Here is a 19,722-nt window from a genome sequence, read left to right on the forward strand (position 1 = left end):
GAGCCGGACTAATTCGAGCACGAGAAGCTCGTCGCCAGATTCTGGTCGCCCCCGATGTATTTCGGCCACTGCGGGTATTCGCACAGCGGCCGGGTGCGTCCGGCTGTTGCCGGAGTCAGGTCGGTGATGGTCAGATCCTTGGGCGCGATTCCTTTCGTCACCCAGTTGTCCAATGCTGTCAGACCGTCATATGAACCATTGAATTGTCCGCCGAAGCTGTGGGCCGCACCCGGAACCAGGTAGAACTTCAGAAATTGACCCAGTGGCCCTTGCCCGAATCGGGATACCAGCCTGTTGTAGTAATCGATCGACAATTGCGCGGGGATGAACTGGTCTGACTGTCCGTGCTGGAGAATGATCTTCCCGCCGCGGCTCTGGAATTGACTCAAGTCGGTGCCGGTGCTGTCCATGAGCGCGCTGACTGCCTGGACGCGCGAGGTCAGTGAGCCCGGGTTCGCAGGATTGAAATTCAGAATGCTCGAGGCGGCGTCGCGAGCGACCGCGAACCGGAGCATGTCATTTGGAAACGCGTAAAAAAATGCGGTCCTGCCGACCACCCCTGGCTCGACCGTCGCATCGGCGGCGGAACTGCCCCACGCCAGCGGAGTCGACCAAAAGTCCGCTCCGGAGAACGCGTTATATCCCGGAAAGGTGTGAATTCCGTTTGCCAGATCGAAGCTGAAGTCGAGCGGTGTGCCGGCGGTGGTCATCGTATTGATTTGCGCGTCCGACAAGCAACTGTCGCCAGTGTCGCCGCCGCCCGAGCAGCGAATCGCCGCTGGATCGAACACGCACGCAGCAGGGTTGCTGATAATGCCGTCGGTCACGCCGTCCAGCGCGTCGCATTGCTTCATGACCGCTGCGAGCACGACCTTGCCTTTCGCGGGCGTGACGTATCCGCCGGGCGCCAGCAGAGATCGCGAGATCCTGCCCATCTGCAGCCAGAGTCCCGTGATTCCCGACGCGGGAAAGGTCGAAATGATGCCGTCATAGTCGTGCGGGAATCGTTGCGCCGCGATCAAGCCTTGTCGTCCGCCGCTCGAGCCGCCAATGAAATAACTGTGCACGAAGTCCGAGCCATATCGTGCCTTTGCGAGGTAGGCTGCGAAATCATGCGTCTTCTTGATGTGGTCGCCTGCGTAGTTGGCGAGTGCCTCGTCGTTTGCCGCAAACGAGCCGTCCAGCGCGTTTCCCTCATGCCCGCTGTCGCTCCCCATCGTTACGTAACCTCTGCGCAGCGGCGTGCTGACGCCCGCGGGCTCTGCCCCCGCCAGGAACCCGTCGGCGGGCGAACCCTCGGTATCGGCAATGGTGCCGTCAAATCCGCCGCCGCCAAAGTGGACCGCTTTTCCGTTGAAGTTGGTCGGAAGATCCACCTCCGCCCGAATATCGGGCGCATTGAAATCGACCGGATGAATGGTGCCGAGAACTTTGCAGTACTCACCATTGCGGTTACCGGAAGCGGTATCGGCGACGAGCGTCGCGGACACGACAGTAGCACCGGTTGTGGGCAACCCGATCGAGCTGGCAGGAACGGTCGTGCCAGCCAACGCACTGCACTTCGCGGCTGCCGTCACGGCCGCGGCGTTTGCCGGTGCCGCGTCATCGCCGCCGCAGCCGGATACGGTAACGGCTGATGCTGCGAATAGCGCACTCAAAATAGCCGAGCTTCGGCGGGTGCTGAACCGGGTTCTCATTCTCGTCTCCATATATTTTTTGCTGCCGCAATGCGCTGCTCGTCGAGGGCAATTCTTCTCTTCTCGCCGCTGATTTGGCAGCGGTTGAAAGGAAAACTGCGGCCCGCGTAAGCGAGTGCTTGTCTTGCGGCGTTTATCAAGTGCGGGGCTTTCGCGGAGCCAAATCCGGTTACGCCGCGCAATCGGGCGCGAGGCTTGTTCTGGTTTGCCGAACGCGGTTGCAGTGTCAGCCTGGTCGGGACACCAATCCATGCCCGCCGACCTCAGTTTGCGTGAGGTCTGTGGACACGCCGGGTTTTCACGGTGCTACGTGCGTTGGCTGCCCATCACCACGAGAGTTCGAGGGAACATGAGCGGAATGCGGCATCGGCGCTGCCCGCCCGCGCGCGATTCATCGGGTGCACGGTTTGGCCTGCGTTGCCTCGGCAGCCATGCTTTTGCACGATGTTCGTTTGGGAACGAGGCTCGGGCCTTTCGGCCGCCGGACGTACGATCAGGCGTTCGTCTTGCCGTGGCGGTACATTCCCGGGCTGGCGCCGGTCCACTTCCTGAAGGCCCTGTGAAAAGCACTGGCTTCCTGAAATCCGGTTCGTGCCGCGACTTCGGCGACCGTCAGAGAGGTGTTGGAGAACAACTCGATCGCGATGTCACGACGCAATTCGTCTTTCAATTGCCGGTAGTTCGTGCCTTCGGCCAGCAGGCGGCGTTGCAGCGTGGCCGCGGATAGATTCAGCAACCGCGAGAGCGCGTCGAGGTCCGGCCAGTCGTCGGGGGCCTGGTTTCTGAGTCGACGCCTGACCTGGGCCGTCGTGCTCGATTCATTGCGATACTTGACCAGGATATTGGCCGGTGCATTCTCGAGGAATGCACGCAGGCTCGCCTCCGTGCCGGACAGTTTGAGATCGAGGAAACTGCGATCGAACCGGATCAGGGTCTCCTCCGCGGAGAACGTCACGTCCTCGCAGAAGCGCATCCGGTAGTCGCTGTCATCGCTTGGCGCCGACGCGCGAAACCTCATCTCGATCAGCGGAATCCGTCTGCGTGCGAGCCAGCATGCAAAACCGTGCACGAGGATGAACCACGTGCCGTAGGCGAAGAGCCGGCGTGTGCGCCCATCGTCATGCAGGACGATCACCGCATGCTCGCCTTCGCAGCGCAGCTCCCCGTGAATGTCGTCGAGCACGGCGCGCAGGAACTTCAGCATGCGGCGCAGCGCGTGTTCCAGATTGTCCGAATGCAGCACCGCGTGACACATCAGCGCGTAACTGCCCCGGCGCAGCGGGTGACTGTCGAGACCGAAGAACTCGTCGTCCATCAAGTCGGCCAGCGCCGCCCACAGGCGCGAAAAGGCCAACGCCGGCACACGGGCTCTCGGCACATCCAACAGTTCTGCCGCGATTCCAGCGTGCTGGAGGACGGCCGACACATCGAGATTCCGCTGTGTCGCCACGAGAATGGCCTCACGTACCAGGCTGATCGAGGTTGTGCCCTTGTCTTGAGCATCGTTCATGGTCAGGCTCATCCACGGAAAGTGCAGTGATGTTAATCGCTGCCGGGCGCAAGCGAAACCTGCTGCCCGTGATGGCCGTGCGCGCGGTGCCGATGGGCGGTGCCGGACTCGAGTGACCGTATCCGTGGATCAGCCGAAACGACCTCACGCCGCGCGGCAAGCGGATGTACCGCTGAAATGCGCATCGCCCGCCGTCCGTTGCCGGAAGGCGGGCGATGCGAAGGATGCCGTTTATGGGAAGCCGGAGCCGAAGCCGATCAGTCGCGTATCAGCCCGGTCGCCCCGGCACCGTGTCCCCGCGCAGCGAACACCCGCGCGTCTCGATCACGCCCGCCAGCGCAACCAGCCCGACCGCACAGGCCGCCATCATGTAGTACGCGGGAATCATCGTATTGCCGGTCTTGCCGATCAGCCAGTCGTTGACGATCGGCGCGGTGCCGCCGAACAGCGACGTCGACACGTTGTATGCGATCGCCATGCCCGCATACCGCACATGGGTCGGGAACATCGCCGGGAACATCGCGGAAATGGTCGCGAGCTGCGGCACGTACAGCAGGCCGAGCACCGCGAAGCCGATGAATGCGCCGAGCACGCCGTGCGTCATCAGCGTGAACATCGGCACGGCCGCGACGAACAGCCCGACGAGCGAGATCCACCACATCGCCTTGCGGCCGACGCGATCCGACAGCCAGCCGGCGAACGGCAGCAGCACCATCATCGCGAGCATGCCGATCAGCGGAATCAGCAGCGACATGTTCTCGCTGACGCCGAGCTCCTTGTGCATGTAGGTCGGCATGTACGCGAGCAGCACGTAGTTGACGACGTTCAGCGCGACGACGAGCCCGCCGAGCAGCAGCAACGGCCGCGCATAGCGGACCAGCAGCTGACCGACCGGCAGCGCGGTGGCGGCGGTGCTCTGCTCGCGCCGCTGCGCCTGCTCCTCGAGTTCGCGGAACACCGGCGTTTCCTCGAGGCGCGAACGGAGGTAGAAGCCGATCAGCCCGAGCGGGGCCGCGACGAGGAACGGCAGGCGCCAGCCCCATGCGTGCATCGACGAGTCGCCGAGCAGCAGCGCGAAGCCGAGCATCAGCAGCGCGCCGAGCGAGAATCCGGCAATCGTCGCGAATTCGAGGAAGCTGCCGCACAGGCCGCGTCGCGAATCCGGTGCGTATTCGGCGATGAAGGTCGCCGCGCCGCCGTATTCGCCGCCGGTCGAGAAGCCCTGCACCATGCGCAGCACGATGAGTGCCGCCGGCGCGAGCCAGCCGGCCGTCGCGTAGGTCGGCAGCACGCCGACCAGAAGGGTTGCACCTGACATCGTCAGCACGGTCAGCGCGAGCACCCGCTTGCGGCCGAGGCGGTCGCCGAGCGGGCCCCAGAACAGGCCGCCGAGCGGGCGGATCAGGAACGAGATGGCGAAGGTGCCGAGCGCGAACAACGTCGCACTGGCCGTGTTGCCGGGAAACAGCGCGGCGGAGATGTAGGCGAGCCCGTACGCGTAAATGCCGTAATCGAACCATTCGGTCGCGTTGCCGAGGGCGGCGGCCGCGATCGCGACCCGCGGCAGGCAGTGCGGCTCGTCGCCGCGGGAAGCCGTCTCGTCCGGGACGGACGCGGCGGGGGAAACGGAAGTCCACGATGGCACGTATCGCATGAGGGATCCTCGTTATCAGCATGCGCCCGGGCGGGCGCCGACGAGGATCAAAGTAATCCCGCCAATTAGCGAGGCCGGATGTCATAGGACGATATTGGGGATCGGGGTTTTCCCCCGTGCCGTGGACGAGGATGCGGCGATGCGGCGGCGCGGTGGCCCGGCAGACCGGCCCGGCAGGCCGGCGCATCGCCCGAATCGGCGCCTAGCGAATATGTGGCAGCAACGCGCGCAACCAGCACGCGACCGCCACCGCACCGCCATCCGGCGTGCCGATCGCGCGTTCGCCGAGATAGCTCGCCCGCCCCGCGCGCGGCGTCATGCCGGCCGTTTGCCGCGCACCGTGTTCCGCGGCTTCCACTGCGGCCGCCCATGCGCTCGCGGGGTCGCGATCGTGGTCGAGTGCGCGGTCGAACGCAGCGACGGCCGGCACCAGTGCGTCGAGCATCGTCCGGTCGCCGGCGCGGGCGCCGCCCAGTTCGCCGATCGCATCCACCGCGCCGCGGAACGCCGCGGCCCAGTCGCGCGCCGACGGCTCGGCGATGGCGTCGGCATCGTCGGTGGCGGCGAGGCGGCGCGACGCGCGCACCAGCGCGGTCGCATAAAACGGTCCCGAACTCCCCGCGATCGCACGGCGCAACGCGGCGCCCAGCGCCGCGAGCGTACCGGCCGGCGTGCCGAACGCGGCTTCCGGCAACGCGAGGATCGCCTGCGCGGCGCGATGCATGCTTGCGCCGAGATCGCCGTCGCCCGCGGCCGTATCGAGTTCCGTCAGTGTCGCTTCGTTGTCGATCAACGCCTGCGCGACCGCATGCAGCGCCGGCTGCAGCCGCGCGGCCCACGCGCGACCGGCCGCGTCGAGCGGCGGCAGCGGCTCGTCGTGCGCGGCCGCCGCGGCCACATGAATCTGCGCATTGACCGCGCCGCCGCCGGGCCACGCGCGCGCCTGCGTCGGCGCGTCGAGCAGCGCGGCGCGTTCGTCGTTCAAGCGCAGCAGCGAGATCGAGCAGCCGGGCATGTTCAGCGCGGACAGGAACGTGCCGGCCCACGCGCGCGCGACCGTGATGCCGCGCCGGCTCAGGTTGTCGTACGCGGCGCGCAGCACGATCGCCAGCTCCATGTCGGGCGTCGCGCCGAGACCGTTGACGAACAGCGCGACGCGTTCGCCGCGATCGAGCACGAGATCGGCGACGATGCTCGACAGCAGCGTGTCGACGAGCGCGTCGGCCGGCAGCGGCACGGTGCGTTCGACGCCTTTCTCGCCGTGGATGCCGAGGCCGAGCTCGATCTCGTGATCGGCGAGACTGAACCCCGATTTCCCGGCGCCGGGGATCGTGCAGCCGCCACCGCGTACTCCGGCTGATGCAGAGCGAGGGCTTGCGCGCCGAGGTTGGCTATGGCAGCAAACCACGCTATCGCGGTGGTCCGGTCGGCGTTGTGGCCAACGTCCTGAATCGAGACCTCGCGCCCGATGCGCCGAACAGGGCCTGGGTAACGGATATCACTTATATCCGGACCTACGAGGGTTGGCTGTATCTGGCGGCAGTCATGGATCTGTATTCCCGGCAAATCGTTGGTTGGGTCACACGCGCCACCATGACCAGTGACCTGATTTTGCAGGCGCAGCTGGCTGCCGTTTGGAAGCGCAAACCTGAACCGGGCGTCATGATTCATTCGGATCAAGGCGGCCAGTTCACCGGCGATGACTGGCAATCGTTTCTGAAGTCTCACCACATGGTGCCAAGCATGAGCCGTCGTGGTAACTGCCACGATAATGCCGTGGCGGAAAGCTTCTTCAGTGCGCTGAAAAAGGAACGAATCAAACGGAGAATCTATCCGACGCGAGCGATGGCGACCACGGACGTGTTCGATTACATTGAAATGTTCTACAACCCCGTTCGTCGACATGGTTTCGCTGACGACCTGTCATCCGTTGAGTTTGAACGGCGCTATGTGCTAAACGGCTCGTGAGTGTCTATGAAACTCTGGCCGGTCCACGTACGCATTGCATGGGCTGTCATGCGAAGCGGCGCGGAGTTTAACCTGCACTATCACACCTGACGCATACCAGACGGATCGCTACCCTCGCCGTTCAGTGCCACCCGGTCCGAAGCCGGCCGGCGGCCTGGATATTTCTTGCGTCGCCGCTTTGGCGGCGGCAGCAAAGGTTCAATCAATGCCTGCAGTTCGCCCTCAATGATCGGCGTGCTCCCAAAGCCCCCTCGTCAGATGGTCCTCACCAGCTATATGCGATAGACCTTTCAGACACAGAAGTCGTCAAGGACACGAAGATTACGTCGACCATTCAATTTTGTTTCCTCGAGTTTATACACGACTTCTTGGACGGCAAGATTTCAGGGGAAGCTCAGTGGGAGAGGCTCGAATGGCCGGGCTCACATGATCGCGCTGATTTGCCACGGTACGAATTCGTTTTGTCCATAACCGTGCCGCTCACTGCGGGAACGGGTTCCCGAGGCGACATCTAGCAGCATGTCGAAAAGCACTTGACCCAGTTGCTCAATCGTCGCGCGTCCTTCCAGCACTTCTCCGCAGTTCAAGTCAATATCGTCGAACTGCCGTTGCCAAAGTGCTGTGTTCGTCGCAAGTTTGACCGACGGGGCGGGCGCGCAGCCGTATGCTGAACCACGACCCGTCGTGAAACAGATTAGATTCGCACCGCCGGCTACCTGGCCGGTAGCCGACACCGGGTCGTAGCCAGGCGTGTCCATAAAAACAAGTCCGCACGCTGTGATTGGCTGGGCATATTCGTACACTGCGACCAAATTGGTAGACCCGGCTTTCGCAATACCTCCCAGCGATTTTTCAAGGACGGTTGTCAAGCCACCTGCCTTGTTGCCCGCAGACGGATTGTTATTGATTTGCGCCCCTTGCCGCTGCGCATAGGCCTCCCACCACTTGATGCGATCAATCAGCTTCTGACCGACCTCGGGCGTTTCGGCGCGGCGCGTTAGTAAGTGCTCCGCGCCATAGATTTCGGGCGTCTCCGAGAGAATCGCGGTGCCGCCGTGCTGCACCAGCAAATCAACGGCTGCGCCCAGCACTGGATTGGCGGTGATGCCTGAGTACCCGTCCGAGCCTCCGCATTGAAGGCCGACGGTAAGATGACTTGCGCTGACCGGTTCCCGCCTCACGTTGTTTGCTTCGGGCAACATGCGGCGAACAAGTTCAATACCCTTTGCAATCGTCAGTGTGGTCCCACCGCTGTCCTGAATCGTGAACGTTCGCAAGCGGTCGTCTTCCCGGAGTCCCTGCGTCTCGAGAAGTCGCGGAATTTGATTTGTTTCACAGCCGAGACCGATGACCAGCACGCTTGCGAAGTTTGGGTGGCAGGCATAGCCGCCAAGCGTGCGCTGCAAGATCGCCAGACCATCGCCTTCAGAGTCGATCGCGCAACCCGAACCGTGTGTGAGCGCCACGACGCCATCGACGTTCGGGAACGCGGCCAATTCATCTGGATGAATGTCGCGGCGAAAATGATCGGCAATGGCTCGCGCAACCGTAGCCGAGCAATTTACCGAGGTGAGGATCCCGATGTAGTTGCGTGTGGCAACTCGGCCGTCTGCGCGAACAATGCCCTGGAATGTCGCGGGCCCGTTCGAGCGCACGGTCTGACGCGCGGCCTGACCGAACGCGTAGTCACGCGCAAAGTCGCCCATGGCGAGGTTGTGGGTGTGTACATGCTGCCCTGCGCGAATCGGCCGACTCGCAAAGCCGATTACCTGGCCGTAGCGGTGCACCGCCTCACCCTGACCGATGTCACGTGTCGCCACTTTGTGCCCGGGCGGAATCAGTCCCGAGACCGTCACTGCTTCCTTGTCGAGCACGGTGCCGGACACAAGCTGTTCGAGCGCGATAACGACATCGTCGGCAGGATTGAGTCTTATGACACGAGCCGACATTGACGCGGTGGTTCGGACGGACGTGTCGGCGAGATTCAACGACATGGCACTACTCCTATGTTTCTCAGGGTGAACGCCGGCCGCGCGTGGCCATATGGGATTCGCGCGGCGGGGCGTCAAGCGGTGATCGGATGACGCTTAACCGATTAGCCAGCGCTCCAAGGCGTTTTGCAGCGCGTGTACTCAAGTTGATAGAGGGTCGTTTCCGGTGCTGTCGCGCTCGCTTCGGGCAACGCCGCAAGTCCTGAAGCAAGACGGTCCGCCGCTGAACGGACACGATCTGCCCGGGACCCTTCGACTAACACGATCCATGTCGGTACCTGGGTGCCTTCCGAACGCGCCTTCTTCTCCGCCGTCTCCACCTTGCTGATCGCTTCGTCGGCAAGGCACAGGTGCACGCCCGTGATCCCCGGCAGATCCACGAGGGGCGGCAGCACGCGCTGACGCAGACCCTTCACGACGTCGGCACGTGCGTCCGCAGGCACGTCGAAGCGCACAGTCATGAGATAGGCGCCTTGTCCAACGCCGTCCGAATAGGCGACGTGACAGATTGAGCGCGCGACGCTCCGGAAAGAGGCGACAACCTGCTTGGTCCAAGGCGTCGGCGTATTCAGCCGAGAAAGGTAGTCTTGCGCGCCAAGTACCTCGACTGTATCGGCTTCGTACAGATTGAAGTACTCGGGGCCTGCATCCAGCGCTATGAAGCGCCGACCGCGCCTGAACCCGGGAATGCCGGCGCGTTCGGGCATGTGCTCGCGGTTGTGCCACTCGTAAAATTCATCCTTCGCTTCCGGCAGCAGGTCATGCCAGATTGCGACTACGCCCGTTCCAGCAAGGCTCATATCTGCTCCTTTCCAAATCGAATAGTCTTAAAGTGCCAACGGATAGTCGCCGCGGCCCCATGCCGCGCCAAGCGTGTCCGAGTACTGCACGACCTTTTGTGTCTGCGCGCCGAGTCCGCTGCCGCCGAGCGTCATCGTGTCGCCTGCTTTCAGGAAGACAGGCGGCTTCTGACCGAGGCCTACGCCAGGAGGCGTGCCCGTAATAATCACGTCGCCCGCCATTAAAGGCATGAAGCGGCTGAGATACGCCACGATGTGCGCGACGTTGAAAATCATCGTGCGTGTGTTGCCCGTCTGACGGCGCGTACCGTTCACGTCCAGCCAAAGGTCGAGCACCTGCGGATCGGGAACTTCGTCGCGCGTCAGCAGCCACGGACCAAGCGGAGCGAACGAGAATCCACTTTTGCCTTTGGTCCACTGGCCTTCGCGTTCGAGCTGATACGCACGTTCCGAAACATCATTTGCAAGACAGTAACCCGCCACATGGTCCAGCGCGTCGGCTTCGTCGATCTGCCAGGCGGGCTTGCCGATCACCACGCCGAGTTCCACCTCCCAATCGAGCTTTTGCGCGTCTGTAGGCAAGACGACCGGGTCGTTCGGGCCGCTGATGGAACCCGTATGCTTGTTGAACACCACCGGTTCCCGCGGGATCGGCGTGTCGGTTTCAGCGGCATGATCGGAATAGTTCAGGCCAATGCATACGAGATTACGGACATTGCCGATGCAGGCGCCGAGACGCGTGCCCGCTTCAACGACGGGCAGACGGTCGAGATCGAGTTCGCTCAGCTTGGAAAGGGCGGCTGGCGTGATGGTCGTTCCATCAATGTCGTTCACGACGCCGGTCAGATCGCGGATCGCGCCGCTCGAATCGATAATGCCGGGGTGCTCATGGCCAGGCTGGCCGAAACGGACGAGACGCATGTAGTACTCCTATCAAGACAAAAATGTAATCGGCAATGTGCCGAGCTTGCCGAAGCCGATACGCAAGTCGCGATCGACCGGCAACTCCAGAACGCCCGCGTAAGACCCGGTGATCACAGCTTGGCCCGCGCACAGTCCGAGGCCGCGGACGCGAAGGAAATTGGCGAGCCACACAATCGGTGCGAGCAAGCCCCGATCGGGGTGGCGTCCCTTGAACGTGACTGGTTCTTCCCCGACGCGAGTCAGGCTAAGATCGAATTCCAAAGGGAGATCAGCCGGCGTGGCTCCGTCGCGTAAACAAACGCGGGGGCCAATGACAAGTCCGGCATTGAAGAGGCCGTCCGCCAGCAGCTCGGGGAACGTCAGTGCTTCGGGATGGGCATAGCGACTGCCTAGCAATTCGAGCGCGAGATGCGCGTATCCAAGCGCATCGAGCACTTCAGCTTCGCTATAGGCTTCGCGCCGTGGTGGCAAGTCGCGATTCAACAGGCAGGCCAGTTCCGGCTCCGCCCTTACAGGGACACGCGAAGACCCACTCAAGCGACAGACATCGCCTCGATGAATATCGGCGTCGTAGATCGGCGCAGCGATGACTTTGCCCGGCGGCGGGAGCGCGCATTTCCATGCACCGATCTGCCGGCCTAGCTGATGGCTGACCGCTTGCTGGATTGCGAAACCGTCGTCCGGATTCGCAGGCAGCAGTTCAACGGGTAGCCGTTCGAGGAGCGCGCCATTTTGGCGCGCTGTCACAAGAAGGCGTGCTGCCTGCTCACGCGGACTGGCGATAGCCTCGGCGGCGCGTATTGCGGCTGTCATGTTCAAGCCGCCTCACTTGCATGAGCCCCAACGCTCTGACGCGGCCATACCGCGCCCAGCTTCGAAGCCGCTTCTTTCAATAGTGCGTAGAAGTCGTCATAACGCTCGGGCCGAACTCGCATCACGGGTCCGGCGATGCTCATCGTGCCGACCACCGTGCCGTCGGCCAGCGACCGCACCGGCACAGCCACAGCGGCAACGCCGGGTTCGGCCTCTTCTACGACAAGCCCGTAGCCACGCTGTCTGGTCAGCTCCAATTCGGCTATCAACTGTTCGATGCTGGTGATTGCTTTAGGCCCGTATGCGCTGACGTCAGCTTTTCCGAGTCCACCACGCAATGCACATTCGACCGCCCGGTCGTTTGACATCGACGCCAGCCACACTTTCCCGTTCGCCGTTGCATGCAAGGTAATAGGGCTATCCATGGACGGCGAATACATAAGGCCCGGTGCCGCGCCTTGGGAGGACGCCAGCCACGCGAGCGTCCCCTCACTTGCGACGGTTAGCCGAACCAGCTCGCGGCAGTGCGCCGCCACGTCATCGAGGATCGGCTGCACCAGGCCAGGCAAGCCAAGTCCATGCAAGTACCGCTGACCCAACAACGAAAGCTTCAGGGTCAGGCGGTATTGAGAAGTGTTTTCGTCCTGTTCAGCCCAGCCCTGCTCGCACAACTGCGCGAGCACACGGTGGGCAGGGCCTTTTTCCAGCTCGAGTTCAGCGGCGATGTCGGACATACGCATCCAGCGCGCCTCACGTGCGAGCAACTCGATCGCTTGGAGCGACCGGTCAACTGCTCCCTTGACAACTCTCATAATTTGAGTAACATCCTTCCTATTGGAACGGTGTTACAACAATAGACGAGCGGCACCGGAAAGTCAATTACCATGGAGACAGGCATGAACGCAGAAGCACCGGCGAAGCCCCACGGCAAGCGCCAGTCGAAGATCGCAGCAGCCAGTGGTTGGATCGGCTCGGCGCTCGAGTATTACGACTTTTTCATCTACGCGACCGCAGCGTCATTGTTGTTCCCCCAAATCTTTTTCCCGTCCGACAATCCAACGGTAGGCATCGTCGCGTCGCTGGCCACCTTCGGCGTCGGCTACGTGGCCCGTCCGATAGGGGCGATGGTGCTCGGGCACGTCGGCGACCGCCACGGCCGCAAGACAGTGCTGATCTTCTGCATGCTCCTGATGGGCGTCGCAACGATGTGTGTGGGCCTCCTGCCCACCTACAAGCAGATCGGCATCTGGGCGCCGGTGCTGCTCGTCATCCTGCGGCTCGTTCAGGGATTCGCGGTCGCGGGAGAGATGTCCGGCGCCAGCTCGATGATTCTCGAACATGCGCCGTTCGGACGGCGTGGATACTTTGCGAGCTTTACCCTCCAAGGCGTGCAGGCAGGGCAACTGCTCGCGGCAGGTGTCTTCTTGCCGCTCGCCCACTTCATGCCGAAGGATCAGTTCGTGTCCTGGGGTTGGCGTATTCCGTTCCTGCTGAGCATCGTCGTGATCATCGCGGGTTACATCATTCGCCGCCAAGTCGACGAGACCCCTGCCTTTTCTGCAGAACAGGCGCACGGAGAAATTCCTTCCTCTCCGGTCATCGAAGTCCTGCGCGAGAGCTGGAGCGACGTCTTGCGCGTGGTCGGCATGGCACTTGCCGCGGTCACCGCGCTCCTGGCGAGTGTGTTCGGCGCGACCTATGCAGTCCAGCCGGCGTACGGTATTGGTTTTCCTGCCGCCGTTTTTCTGTGGGTGCCGGTCCTCGGCAACCTTTGCTCCGTCATACTGATCCCGCTCGTCGGCAACCTTTCGGACAAGATCGGTCGCCGGCCCCCCGTCATCGTCGGAGTTGTCAGCTCCGGGATTTTCGCTTTCGGCTACCTGTACGCGATCAGCATCCACAGTATCTGGCTTTCACTGGTCTTCTCGTTGCTCATGTGGGGCGTCGCTTACCAGGGGTTCAACGGCGTGTTCCCGAGTCTCTTTCCAGAACTGTTCCGCACGCGCGTGCGTGTGACCGGCATGGCGATCGGACAAAACGTAGGGACGACTTTGTGTGCGTTGCTGCCGTCGCTTTTCGTCGCAGTCGCGCCCCCAGGGTCCACCAACATTCCGTTGAAGATCGGCTTTCTCACTTTTGGAATTTGTCTGGTTGCCGCGTTTGCCGCGTTCACCACTCGGGAAACGTACCGTATCCGCCTTGACGATCTTGGCGACCGCAACGCGACTCCTGTACCCAAAGCGGAATATGAACGCCTGCGCAATGAAGCGATGGCCGGCACCATGAAGGATGCCGATGCACGGGAGCTTGCTAATGAACTCCGACCTTAGCCCCCTGCGTCGTAGTACTCCGCGTGAGCGCCGTGTGGCGCCAGTCACGCTGGGGCGATGTGCTCATCAACTAGCCGCCTCAGCGATTTGAAGCACATGAAGCAATGGAGGAAATAGGCACATGCATAACAAAGGCACGCCGCGTTACGACGGCCCGCGACAACTCGCGCAGTCCCTAAGTGCGTTTGCGCGGACCAGCGCGTCGGACACACCCTGGAACAAGGACGGGCTGCGCGCAGACTCTGAATATCGCGACCTTGGGCTCGCCACTGCAACCAACGGTCGCATCGGAGCGAAGCATATTCGCGCGCTTAAGCCGTTCACGGAGCCCACCGGCTGGCACTGGCATGACATGACCGGACACTACCTGTATGTGCTGCGCGGATCGGTCACATTCCGATTCGCCGGGGTCGAGGGAGACGTCACGCTCAGTGCCGGTGACGGTCTGTCTCAGCCCGCCGGCGTTCCGCACAACGTGATGTGGCGCTCGGACGACCTCGAAGTAATCGAGATCAACGAGCCGGCCGTCTTCGGCACGTGGGATCTCGCTGAGCCGCCGGAACCGTGGAAGTAACGGACGTCGGTCTCGACGTAATGGTCGTTGGCCGCCAATGAGCTCATCTGCTTGCCGGGTACGCTGTGTTTTTGGTACCGCAGGCAGAACATGGCAAGCATACGGACTTCGGCGCTGTGCGCCGTCGCGGACATGCTGGAATTGACTTCGTTTTCACACTTGACGTAAGGCCGCAATGCAATCACATATCTCGGGCACAACGCGACTCTATGGACTAGTAGGCGACCCACTGAGCGCGGCGAAGTCGCCACAACTGCTGAACCGGCTGTTTATCGAGCAGTGCGCCGACGCGGCTTGCGTTCCTTTCTGGGTCAAGGCAGACAACCTGCCGGCCTTCGTCACCGGTGCACGTGCGATGAGCAATCTGTCTGGTCTGCTGGTCACGATGCCTCACAAGCAACGGATGCTCGCGCATGTCGACGAGCTGGATTCGACTGCGCGCCAGGTCGGCGCGGTGAACGTCATCCGCTGCGAAGCAGATGGACGCTGGGTCGGCGCAATATCTGATGGCGTCGGCTGCGTTCTTGGGATGCAGTGGGAAGGCAACCATCCGGCGAATAAGTCAGTGCTTCTTGTCGGCGCCGGGGGGGCAGGAAGAGCTATCGCATTTGCAATCGCATCCGCAGGCGCTAGCAGACTGATCATATCGGATGTCGATGAGGACCGGTCCGACGAACTGGCGGCATCTGTTGCTGCTGAAACGGGCTGCAATACACGCCCGGGGCCACCCGATCCGCACGGGTTTGAGGTCGTAATTAACGCCACGCCGCTTGGCATGAAAGCGAACGATCCGATGCCCGTTGATCCGGAGCGGCTCGCGCCCGGCGCCATCGTCGTCGACATTGTGAATGCGGTGGAGCCGACGCCGCTTCGTCGGGCGGCGCACGCGCGCGGGTGCCGTACTCAGGACGGCGGTCCGATGCATCAAGGGCAGGCGCTGTACGCACTGCGCTTTCTTGGATTCGACTACCGCCCTGATGGCCGCCCAGCGCCGGGAGACGGCATGCGATGAGCGCTGAGTACGGCGACAGCGCGCGACCGCCGTGCTACACATTGCCGAAAGCGTCACCAGCAATGTTCATCGTCAGCTGGTTGTTGGGTCGAACAGAGTCGGAACCATTTCAAAGGAGAATATATATGCGAGTAGCCTTGCTGGAGGCCAGCCATTGGCATATCCCGCTCTACCTTGATGCGCTTGAAGCGCCAGGAATCAAGGTCGTTGCCGTGTCGGATGCGGAACATGTGAAAGGCGAAGCGATCGCCACCCGATTCGGGAGCAAGTTGTACTCGTCGTCCTATGAGTTGCTGGAGCGCGAGCAGGTCGATTTCGCTTTTGTATTCGGTCGGCATTCTGAAATGCCGGCGCTCGCTGAGGCGGTGATCGCGCGGAACATTCCGTTCGCACTGGAAAAGCCGTGCGGCGTGAATATGGCGCAAGTTACCCGACTTCGCACACTGACCGAGAAAGCCAATCTTTATTGCGCGGTGCCGTTGATCTTCCGAATGAGCGAATTGCTTCGCTCGCTCGAAGACGCCGAGGGGCGCATTCCATCGGACTTCAACTACATGTCGTTCCGCTTCATTGTGGGCCCGCCCAGTCGCTATGAAGCCGCAGGTTCCGGCTGGGCACTCGATCCCCTGTATTCCGGCGGTGGATGCACGATCAATGTGGCTACTCACTTCATCGACCTGTTCCGATTGCTCACCGGCAAAGAAATCGCCCGTGTCTCCGCCGTCATGAATTCAAGAACGCATCGAGGTGCCGTTGAGGACTACTCTATTTTGACCATGCAGACCGACGACGGCGTGATCGGCTCAATAGAGACTGGATACAGTTTTCCCAGCACCGCCGACGAGCAGCGCGAATTCTCCTTTACTCTTGCTTCGGACCGCATGTACGCGAAATCTGGCTTGGACCGAATTGAGATCCGAGACAGGGCAAATCTATCTATCGGCACGCGAAGCCGTCGCCTCCAGCTTGAGACTGACGTCTACTACCCGTTATTTGTCAAGCGAGTGCTCGCTGAAAGCCAGACTGGCGCAAAGCCGATTGCATCGTTGCGCGATGCGGAGCTGATGATGCAAGTCATGGACGCGGCATACGCCTCGGCTCGACAGGGGGGAGTACCCCTTGATCTGGAAGCCGCTTCCTAGTCAGAAAGCTGCAATGCAAAAAGGACGAGACAGCCGAGCTCCACGCGCCGATGGACCGTTTCCGATCGGCACACCATGGGGAGCTGATCCTGCAATCAATCTATCGAATTAAGTAGGGAAATCTGCAGTTCGAGTTGTTCGATTTCAGTTGGACGTGTCGCTTTTCGGTGTTGCATTAGTACTCCAAATGTAAAGCGAAGAGCCAGTAGACGAATTCGATTTCTTGCAACCGCGAAGACGCGACGCTCCATATGAGCGCACCTATCTTCCACGGCTTCTAGCTCAGAGTTTTATCCCAGTTTCGACTACGGTCGCCAGAACTTTCAATGCACATTGGATTCTTCCATGACCTCATATTCCAGCCATCTTCCTGACGATCTCGACGATGCCCTGCTCGTTGGCCGCGTGTGGCGTCAAACGAAAAACGGCGCGGGCCCGTGCGTCGTTGCCGTTAGCGGCGGGGAAGTATTCGATATCTCCCGCATCGCACCGACCGTGTCCGACCTTTTCGAACGCGAGGATCTGGTCGAATGCGTCCGGCAGGGTTCCAGCGAACCTCTGGGTCATGTCGGCAATCTGATCGAAGCCACAGTCGACGCACAGCGAAAAGCGGATCAACCCTACCTCCTGGCTCCCTGCGATCTGCAAGCCATCAAAGCCTGTGGCGTGACGTTTGCCGTGAGCCTTCTTGAACGCGTCATTGAAGAGCAGGCAGGCGGCGACCCTGCGAAGGCTGAGGAAGTGCGCGCTGCGATCACGCGCCTGATCGGCACCGATCTTTCGAAGATCAGGCCAGGCTCCGAAGCTGCCGTGACGCTGAAGGAAGAACTGCAGCGACGCGGTGCATGGTCGCAGTACATGGAAGTCGGGATCGGCCCCGACGCCGAGGTATTTTCGAAGTCGCAGCCCATGTCTTCGGTTGGACTCGGCGCCGATATCGGCTTGCTGGCAGCTTCGAAGTGGAATAACCCCGAGCCGGAGATCGTCCTGGCAGTCAACAGCAAAGGCGAGGTGGTGGGCGCCACACTGGGTAACGACGTCAATCTGCGCGACATCGAGGGCCGGTCCGCGCTGCTGCTAGGCAAATGCAAGGACAACAACGGCTCATGCGCGATCGGTCCGTTTATCCGCCTGTTCGACGAACGGTTCACGCTGGACACGATTCGAGAAACGAGTGTTTCGCTGCGCGTCGAAGGTACCGACGACGGCTTCCTGCTCGAGGGCATCAGCCATATGCGGGAGATCAGCCGTGACCCTCTTGACCTGGTGAATCAGACCTGGGGCAAGCATCATCAGTATCCCGATGGTTTCATGTTGTTCCTCGGCACGATGTTCTCTCCGGTCGAGGATCGCGATGCGCCGGGTGGCGGCTTCACGCATCACCTCGGGGACCGCGTCACGATCAGCGCTCCTTCGCTTGGCGCTCTCGTCAACACCGTGCGGCTGTCGACCGAAATCGCTCCATGGACATTCGGCGTGCGTGCGCTGTACGCCAACCTCGCCAAGCGCTCGCTGCTGAACCCGGGCTGATCAAACACGTACTTACTCATTGACGGATTTACGATGACGCAATTCAAGAACTTCATTGGCGGCGAATGGGTCGATGGCAACGACTCCGCTCCTAATGTGAACCCTTCGGACACGAGCGACGTGATCGGCCATTTCGCACGGGCCAGCGCAGATCAGACACAGAAAGCAATCGCGTCTGCGCGCTCGGCCTTTCGCACGTGGTCGCTCAGCACCCCGCAACAGCGCTTTGACTTGCTCGACCAGGTGGGCAGCATCATCCTTGCGCGCAAAAACGAGCTCGGCAAGCTGCTGGCACGCGAAGAAGGGAAAACGCTCGCCGAAGCAGTCGGCGAAGTGGGGCGCGCCGGACAGATTTTCAAATTCTTCGCGGGCGAGGCATTGCGGGTCGGCGGCGAGATTGTGCCGTCCGTTCGCCCGGGACTAACCGTAGAAGTCACACGCGAACCGCTGGGCGTCATCGGCCTGATTACGCCGTGGAACTTCCCGATCGCTATTCCCGCGTGGAAGATCGCGCCGGCGCTCGCTTATGGAAACTGCGTGGTCATCAAGCCGGCGGAACTCGTGCCGGGCAGCGTATGGGAGCTCGTCAAGATCATCGCCGAAGCCGGCGCCCCGGCCGGAGTCATCAATCTGGTCATGGGTAAGGGTTCGATCGTCGGCGAAACACTCGTCAAGTCAGCCGACGTGGATGCCATCAGCTTCACCGGCTCGGTTGGGACCGGCCAAGCGATCGCCGCGAAATGCGTCGCCAACGGAAAGAAATTCCAGCTCGAAATGGGTGGCAAGAACCCAATGGTCGTGCTCGACGATGCCGATCTGGAGGTCGCGGTCGAGGCATGCATCAACGGCGCCTTCTTCTCCACCGGCCAGCGTTGTACCGCATCTAGCCGCCTGATCGTGACAAGCGGCATCTACGACCGTTTTGTCGGGGCCATGCAGGCACGCATGCGCAGTCTCAAGATTGGAAACGCGCTGGATGCGTCGACGCAGATCGGTCCCGTTGTCGATGCCAAACAGCTGGAACAGGACGAACGTTATATCGAACTCGCACGCGCCGAAGGCGGTTCGGTGTTTGGTGGCGGACGAGTTACCTCGGTAACCGAAGGATTTTTCCTGGCACCGGCTCTGGTGACCAACACGACCTCGGCAATGACGATTAACAGGGAGGAAGTGTTCGGTCCCGTCGCTTCCGTCATCCGAGTCGCGGACTACAACGAAGCGCTTGCCGTAGCCAACGACTCGCCATTCGGCCTTTCCGCCGGCATCTGCACCACGTCGCTGGCACATGCGAGCCACTTCAAGCGCCACGTGCAGGCCGGCATGGTGATGGTCAACACCGCGACGGCCGGGGTCGATTATCACGTTCCATTCGGTGGTCGCAAAGGTTCGAGCCATGGTCCGCGGGAACAGGGAACCTATGCGCGCGAGTTTTATACGACCGTGAAAACCACATACGTCGCGTCTGGGAACGTTTGAGCGAGCAATGAAATGGCGAGAACCGGCAGTAACGAATGAAGCACTCGAGTTCTCGCTGCATTTAACACGGAACCTGCCCAGACTCGCGACGCAACGCGTGCCCACCCCAGTGCTCATCCGACACTCCGATCGCTGCTCATGACCGCATCGCGTCGGCGCGACATCGTTCGGTTCGCTGACCGCCGCTCGCCGTGGCGGCTTCGCGTGTGCCGCCTCGCTTGCGTCGGTCGACGACGCAGGAGGGATCGTGTCGGGCTCGACGAGAGCACTACCCGCATCGCGAAAGCGCGGCACTGCGGGT

At 61.8% G+C, this 19,722-nt stretch carries 14 protein-coding genes and 3 pseudogenes; 7 read left to right on the top strand and 10 right to left on the bottom strand.

The window, feature by feature from the left end; genetic code table 11:
• Window positions 1-8: 8 nt before the first annotated feature.
• From FFI87_RS29575 to FFI87_RS29590, 4 genes and pseudogenes are all read right to left on the bottom strand, one after another.
• Entirely contained in the window at window positions 9-1,697 is a 1,689-nt protein-coding gene (locus FFI87_RS29575) for a tannase/feruloyl esterase family alpha/beta hydrolase (RefSeq protein ID WP_138850759.1), read from the bottom strand.
• A 493-nt stretch (window positions 1,698-2,190) separates the two neighbouring features.
• Entirely contained in the window at window positions 2,191-3,207 is a 1,017-nt protein-coding gene (locus tag FFI87_RS29580; RefSeq protein WP_138850760.1) for an AraC family transcriptional regulator, read from the bottom strand.
• A gap of 268 nt (window positions 3,208-3,475) precedes the next feature.
• Window positions 3,476-4,861, bottom strand: a complete 1,386-nt coding sequence (locus FFI87_RS29585) for an MFS transporter (protein WP_012372147.1) — start codon at window positions 4,859-4,861, stop codon at window positions 3,476-3,478.
• A 202-nt stretch (window positions 4,862-5,063) separates the two neighbouring features.
• A pseudogene (locus FFI87_RS29590) lies at window positions 5,064-6,215 on the bottom strand (DAK2 domain-containing protein); the annotation flags it as partial.
• Here FFI87_RS29590 and FFI87_RS29595 point away from each other — a divergent pair.
• Window positions 6,191-6,829, top strand: a pseudogene (locus FFI87_RS29595) (IS3 family transposase); the annotation flags it as partial. The pseudogenes FFI87_RS29590 and FFI87_RS29595 sit on opposite strands and share 25 nt — an antisense overlap.
• Before the next feature lie 116 nt (window positions 6,830-6,945).
• On the opposite strand, the pseudogene FFI87_RS29600 reads toward FFI87_RS29595, so the two are convergent.
• The 6 genes and pseudogenes from FFI87_RS29600 to FFI87_RS29625 all read right to left on the bottom strand — a co-directional run.
• Window positions 6,946-7,059 (bottom strand): annotated as a pseudogene (locus tag FFI87_RS29600) (IS5/IS1182 family transposase); the annotation flags it as partial.
• A 192-nt stretch (window positions 7,060-7,251) separates the two neighbouring features.
• Window positions 7,252-8,823 carry a UxaA family hydrolase gene (locus tag FFI87_RS29605; RefSeq protein WP_138850761.1) on the bottom strand — a complete coding sequence of 524 codons (1,572 nt, stop codon included), beginning with the start codon at window positions 8,821-8,823 and terminating at the stop codon, window positions 7,252-7,254.
• 101 nt (window positions 8,824-8,924) lie between these two features.
• Window positions 8,925-9,620, bottom strand: a complete 696-nt coding sequence (locus tag FFI87_RS29610) for a hypothetical protein (RefSeq protein WP_012372151.1) — start codon at window positions 9,618-9,620, stop codon at window positions 8,925-8,927.
• Window positions 9,621-9,647: 27 nt separating this feature from the next.
• Window positions 9,648-10,541 carry a fumarylacetoacetate hydrolase family protein gene (locus tag FFI87_RS29615; protein WP_138850762.1) on the bottom strand — a complete coding sequence of 298 codons (894 nt, stop codon included), beginning with the start codon at window positions 10,539-10,541 and terminating at the stop codon, window positions 9,648-9,650.
• A gap of 12 nt (window positions 10,542-10,553) precedes the next feature.
• Window positions 10,554-11,357: a 2-keto-4-pentenoate hydratase gene (locus tag FFI87_RS29620; RefSeq protein ID WP_138850763.1), complete on the bottom strand. Its 804-nt coding sequence runs from the start codon at window positions 11,355-11,357 to the stop codon at window positions 10,554-10,556.
• 2 nt (window positions 11,358-11,359) lie between these two features.
• Entirely contained in the window at window positions 11,360-12,169 is an 810-nt protein-coding gene (locus tag FFI87_RS29625; RefSeq protein ID WP_138850764.1) for an IclR family transcriptional regulator, read from the bottom strand.
• A gap of 84 nt (window positions 12,170-12,253) precedes the next feature.
• Here FFI87_RS29625 and FFI87_RS29630 point away from each other — a divergent pair, with 84 nt between their 5' ends.
• The 6 genes from FFI87_RS29630 (at window position 12,254) to FFI87_RS29655 (ending at window position 19,421) form a co-directional block, all read left to right on the top strand.
• Entirely contained in the window at window positions 12,254-13,687 is a 1,434-nt protein-coding gene (locus FFI87_RS29630; RefSeq protein ID WP_012372155.1) for an MFS transporter, read from the top strand.
• Window positions 13,688-13,808: 121 nt separating this feature from the next.
• Window positions 13,809-14,261 carry a cupin domain-containing protein gene (locus FFI87_RS29635; RefSeq protein WP_012372156.1) on the top strand — a complete coding sequence of 151 codons (453 nt, stop codon included), beginning with the start codon at window positions 13,809-13,811 and terminating at the stop codon, window positions 14,259-14,261.
• A gap of 175 nt (window positions 14,262-14,436) precedes the next feature.
• Window positions 14,437-15,273: a shikimate dehydrogenase family protein gene (locus tag FFI87_RS29640; RefSeq protein WP_138850765.1), complete on the top strand. Its 837-nt coding sequence runs from the start codon at window positions 14,437-14,439 to the stop codon at window positions 15,271-15,273.
• Between the two features lie 125 nt (window positions 15,274-15,398).
• Window positions 15,399-16,415 (top strand): Gfo/Idh/MocA family protein, encoded by a 1,017-nt coding sequence (locus FFI87_RS29645; RefSeq protein WP_138850766.1) that lies wholly within the window; start codon window positions 15,399-15,401, stop codon window positions 16,413-16,415.
• Between the two features lie 345 nt (window positions 16,416-16,760).
• On the top strand, window positions 16,761-17,945 hold the full coding sequence (locus FFI87_RS29650) for a fumarylacetoacetate hydrolase family protein (protein WP_138850767.1): 1,185 nt from the start codon (window positions 16,761-16,763) through the stop codon (window positions 17,943-17,945).
• Between the two features lie 33 nt (window positions 17,946-17,978).
• On the top strand, window positions 17,979-19,421 hold the full coding sequence (locus tag FFI87_RS29655) for an aldehyde dehydrogenase family protein (RefSeq protein WP_012372160.1): 1,443 nt from the start codon (window positions 17,979-17,981) through the stop codon (window positions 19,419-19,421).
• Window positions 19,422-19,722 lie beyond the last annotated feature (301 nt).

The sequence above is a fragment of the Burkholderia sp. KBS0801 genome, from assembly GCF_005937855.2.
Taxonomy (GTDB): Bacteria; Pseudomonadota; Gammaproteobacteria; order Burkholderiales; family Burkholderiaceae; genus Burkholderia; species Burkholderia ambifaria.